The 4226-nt window shown below is 73.4% G+C and carries 5 protein-coding genes; 4 read left to right on the top strand and 1 reads right to left on the bottom strand.

Going from position 1 to position 4226, the window contains the following annotated elements:
- Positions 1–216 precede the first annotated feature (216 nt).
- Together HCN52_RS22445 and HCN52_RS22440 are read left to right on the top strand one after the other, a co-directional pair.
- A complete protein-coding gene (locus tag HCN52_RS22445; protein WP_168090263.1) occupies positions 217–447 on the top strand; it encodes a hypothetical protein in 231 nt (76 codons plus the stop codon).
- A gap of 148 nt (positions 448–595) precedes the next feature.
- Positions 596–883, top strand: coding sequence for a hypothetical protein (locus HCN52_RS22440; protein WP_168090262.1), 288 nt, complete (start codon positions 596–598; stop codon positions 881–883).
- 11 nt (positions 884–894) lie between these two features.
- Here the strand turns inward: HCN52_RS22440 and HCN52_RS22435 are convergent, their stop codons facing one another.
- Positions 895–1770, bottom strand: a complete 876-nt coding sequence (locus HCN52_RS22435; protein ID WP_168090261.1) for a LysR substrate-binding domain-containing protein — start codon at positions 1768–1770, stop codon at positions 895–897.
- 220 nt (positions 1771–1990) lie between these two features.
- Here HCN52_RS22435 and HCN52_RS22430 point away from each other — a divergent pair, with 220 nt between their 5' ends.
- Together HCN52_RS22430 and kdgD are read left to right on the top strand one after the other, a co-directional pair.
- Positions 1991–3163 carry an L-talarate/galactarate dehydratase gene (locus HCN52_RS22430; protein ID WP_168090260.1) on the top strand — a complete coding sequence of 391 codons (1173 nt, stop codon included), beginning with the start codon at positions 1991–1993 and terminating at the stop codon, positions 3161–3163.
- Positions 3164–3268: 105 nt separating this feature from the next.
- On the top strand, positions 3269–4189 hold the full coding sequence (kdgD, locus tag HCN52_RS22425; protein WP_168090259.1) for a 5-dehydro-4-deoxyglucarate dehydratase: 921 nt from the start codon (positions 3269–3271) through the stop codon (positions 4187–4189).
- Positions 4190–4226 lie beyond the last annotated feature (37 nt).

The raw sequence follows: 4226 nt of genomic DNA, 5'->3' as shown, positions 1-4226 counted from the left end.
CGCCCGCACCCCGAAGGGTGCGGGCGGCCGGCGTCCTGCTGCCCGTCAAGGCGCGGGACGTGCCCCCTCGCGCCGCCCCTCGCGCCACCGCCGTTGCGCCGAACCGCGCAGGCGGTGCCGTCCGTTCGGGTGGCCTTGCGCGGGAGGAGGTTGCGAGTGACCTTCGTCACGGGAAGTGTTGGCCTCGTACCTTTCCGTACACCTTGGAGGTCTTCCATGCGCATTCGCTCCGCAGTCGTCGCAGGCACCTTCGCCGTCGCCGCGCTCGCCGGCTCCGCCGGTACCGCGTTCGCCGGTGACCACGGTCACCTCAAGGCCGGCTACGCCTACGAAACCGAGCTCGAGGGCTTCACCTACAAGAACATCGGTGGCCCCTGGGGCATCACCGAGATCACCGCGTTCGAGTACGAGAACAAGGGCGCGGGCTTCATCAACTGGAAGCGCTGACCCCACGCGCGACGGCCCGGCCCCGCGGCAACGCCCGCCGCGGGTCCGGGCCGTCGGCCTGCCCGGGGGAACCGGGCAGCCCGGCCCGCGCGTCCCCTCCGGTGTCGGCGGCGCGGACCGCGCACGGCACGCCGCATCAGGAGGAGAGATGACCGACCGCCGCCCACGACGCCGCCTCCGGCGGCTGCGGACCGCGCTGTGGGCCGCCGGCCTGCTCTGCCTCGGGCTGTGCCTGCTGGTCGTCACCAGCGCCGGCGGGCTCTTCGCCTCGGTGCCCGCCGTGGCCGCCACCCTCGTCGGCGCGCACCTCGCGGTCCTCCTCGTCGCTCCGCTGTTCCGGCGGGACGGCATCGACTTCTGGCTGTGCGCGGCCCAGGACGCGGCAGAGGCGGCCGGCGTGGCGGACACCGGCGGGAATGCTGCGCTGACCGACTGACCGGCCCGGCGTCACAGCCCGCGGAGCAGTGCGTGCAGCGCCGGGTTGTCGTTGGCCGCCCGCCACACCAGTGCCAGCTCCACCGGCTCCGGGTCCGGCAGCTCGACCGGCAGGAACCGCACCCCGGCGAACCGCATCCGCCGCGCCGACTCGGGCACCAGCGCCACTCCCCACCCGGCGTCCACCAGGGCAAGGATGCTGTGCACCTGGCTCAGGTACTGGGTGAAGACGGGCGCGACGCGGTCCGCCCGGAAGAGGCTGATCAGCAGCTCGTGGAAGTACCGCGCCTCCACCGGCGAGTACATCAGGAACTCCTGGCCGTGGAAGTCGGCCGGGACCAGTGGCCCCTCGCCCGCGGCCAGCGGGTGGCCCAGCGGCACCGCCGCCAGCAGCGCCTCCCGCGACGCGGGCCGGCTGCGCAGGTCGGGCCCGACGGCGGTCGGCCGGACCATCCCCAGATCCAGGGACCCCTCCGCCAGCGCCTCCACCTGGTCGCGGGTCACCAGCTCGCGGAGCACCACCTCGGCCTCCGGCATCACGCGCCGCGCCACGGAGAGCAGGTCACCGAGACCGGCGTGGGCGGCGGCCGCCGTGAAGCCGACACCGATCCGCCCGCCCTCGCCGGTGGCGACCTGCCGCACCGCCACGGTGGCCTGCTCCGCCTGCCGCAGGAGGCGGCGGGCCTCGTTCAGGAACGCCCGGCCCGCCGGGGTCAGCCGCACCGACCGGTTGGTGCGCTCCAGCAGCCGCACGCCCAGGCTCTGCTCCAGCTGCTGGATCTGGCGGCTCAGCGGCGGCTGCGTCATGCGCAACCGCTCCGCCGCCCGCGTGAAGTGCAGTTCCTCCGCGACGGCGACGAACCCCGTGAGCTGCGCCAAGGTGAACACGAGGACCTCCCGGGGCGGGCTGTCATGCCAGGCAGGTATCACGGCATGCAAAAACAATGTTGGACGTGGATCATCACCCGGTCCTAGGTTCGAGGGCAAGCCCCGCGGCGAGCCCCGTCCCGCGGCCGGCCCCCCGAACCCGGCGGCGTACGGCGCCGCCGGTCGGGAGGTCGCCGAACAGTCGGAGCCGCACGCCACCTCACGGACCGAAGTGGTGACCATGACGCTCACGCCCACCAACGCCGCCCAGGTCGCAGGCGAGGCGACCCTCGATCGCATCGCCTGGATCAAGCTCTCCTCGGTCCAGCTGCCGCTGGCCACACCCATCAGCGACGCCAAGGTCTTCACCGGCCGTCAGAAGCCCATGACCGAGGTCGCCTTCCTCTTCGTGGAGCTCGGCACCGAGCAGGGCCACGAGGGCATCGGCTTCAGCTACTCCAAGCGGGCCGGCGGCCCCGGCCAGTTCGCCCACGCCCGGGAGATCGCCCCGGTGCTGGTGGGGGAGGACCCCAGCGACATCGGCAAGCTGTGGACCAAGCTGGTCTGGGCCGGGGCGTCCGTGGGGCGCAGCGGCCTTGCCACCCAGGCCGTCGCCGCCTTCGACATCGCGCTGTGGGACCTGAAGGCCAAGCGGGCCGGGCTGCCGCTCGCCAAGCTGCTCGGCGCCCACCGCGACTCGGTCCGCTGCTACAACACCTCCGGCGGCTTCCTCCACACCCCCGTCGAGGAGGTGCTGGAGAACGCCACCGCCACCCTGGAGAACGGGATCGGCGGCATCAAGATCAAGGTCGGCCACCCGGAGGCCGGCGTCGACCTCGCCCGGGTGAGCGCCGTCCGCGAGCACATCGGCGACACCGCGCCGCTGATGGTCGACGCCAACCAGCAGTGGGACCGGCCCACCGCCCAGCGCATGGGCCGCGCCCTGGAGGAGTTCGGGCTCGTCTGGATCGAGGAACCGCTGGACGCGTACGACGCCCGGGGCCACGCGGCGCTCGCCGCCTCCCTGGACACCCCCGTCGCCACCGGCGAGATGCTCGCCAGCGTCGCCGAGCACTACGAGCTGATCCGCCACGACGCCGCGGACATCATCCAGCCCGACGCACCCCGCATCGGCGGCATCACCCAGTTCCTTAAGCTGGCCACCCTCGCCGAGCACCACAACCTCCAACTGGCGCCGCACTTCGCCATGGAGATCCACCTGCACCTGGCCGCCGCCTACTCCAGCGAGCCCTGGGTCGAGCACTTCGACTGGCTGGAGCCGCTGTTCAACGAGCGGCTGGAGACCCGCGACGGCCGCATGTGGGTCCCGTCCCGCCCGGGGCTCGGCGTCACCCTCACCGACCAGGCGCGCGCCTGGACCACCGAGACCCACGAGGTCGGCGTCCGCCGCTGACCTGCCGGAACCGCCCGGCCGCCCGCCCCGGACGGCCTCACCCCTGCCCGTACCCGCATCGTTCCGTACCCGCATCGTCCTTCCGACGTCCAAGGAGCACCCGCCATGACCCTGGCCCCCGACGAGCTCGCCCGCCGCATCGGCTCCGGCCTGCTCTCCTTCCCCGTCACCCACTTCCGTGAGGACCTCAGCTTCGACGAGGCCGCCTACCGGGAGCACGTCGCCCACCTCGGCCAGTACGAGGTCGGCGGGCTGTTCGCCGCCGGCGGCACCGGCGAGTTCTTCTCGCTCACCCCCGCCGAGGTCGAGCAGGTCACCGCCGCCGCCGTCGACGCCGCCCCGGAGGGCACCCCGATCCTCGCGCCGGCCGGCTACGGCACCCGCACGGCGATCGAGCTCGCGCAGGCCGCCGAGCGCGCCGGCGCCGACGGCATCCTGCTCTTCCCGCCCTATCTCACCGAGGCCGGGCAGGACGGCCTGGCCGACCACGTCGAGGCCGTCTGCAAGGCGACCCGGCTGGGCGTCGTCGTCTACTCCCGCGCCAACGCGGTCTACGCGCCGCAGACGCTGGAGCGACTGGCGGAGAGCTGCCCCAACCTGGTCGGGTACAAGGACGGCCGCGGCGACATCGAGGCGATGACCCGCATCTACGCCCGCCTCGGTGAGCGCTTCACCTACATCGGCGGGCTGCCGACCGCCGAGATGTTCGCCCTGCCCTACCTGGAGCTGGGTGTCACCACCTACTCCTCGGCGATCTTCAACTTCCTGCCGGAGTTCGCACTCGACTTCTACACCGCCGTCCGCGAGCGTCGCCACGACACCGTCCTGAGCCACCTGCGGGAGTTCGTGCTGCCCTACACGGAGATCCGCAACCGCGAGGCCGGCTACGCCGTCAGCATCGTCAAGGCCGGCCTGACCGCCGTCGGGCGCACCGCCGGCCCGGTCCGCCCGCCGCTGACCGACCTCACCGAGGCCGAGCTGGCCGAGCTGACCGCCCTCGTCGGCAAGCTCCCCAAGGCGGCCTGACCCACCGTCCCGCGCCCCCGGCGCGAACGCCCCGGGG

Source organism: Streptomyces bohaiensis, from assembly GCF_012033785.1.
GTDB classification, from domain to species: Bacteria; Actinomycetota; Actinomycetes; order Streptomycetales; family Streptomycetaceae; genus Streptomyces; species Streptomyces bohaiensis.
The sequence above is the reverse complement of the archived record's forward strand: the minus strand, read 5'-3'. Positions and strand labels throughout refer to the sequence as shown.

What these genes read in the sequence shown, in the direction of transcription:
- HCN52_RS22445 (WP_168090263.1), top strand. Translation starts at nt 217, where the DNA reads ATGCGCATTCGCTCCGCAGTCGTCGCAGGCACCTTCGCCGTCGCCGCG.
- HCN52_RS22440 (WP_168090262.1), top strand. Translation starts at nt 596, where the DNA reads ATGACCGACCGCCGCCCACGACGCCGCCTCCGGCGGCTGCGGACCGCG.
- HCN52_RS22430 (WP_168090260.1), top strand. Translation starts at nt 1,991, where the DNA reads ATGACGCTCACGCCCACCAACGCCGCCCAGGTCGCAGGCGAGGCGACC.
- kdgD (WP_168090259.1), top strand. Translation starts at nt 3,269, where the DNA reads ATGACCCTGGCCCCCGACGAGCTCGCCCGCCGCATCGGCTCCGGCCTG.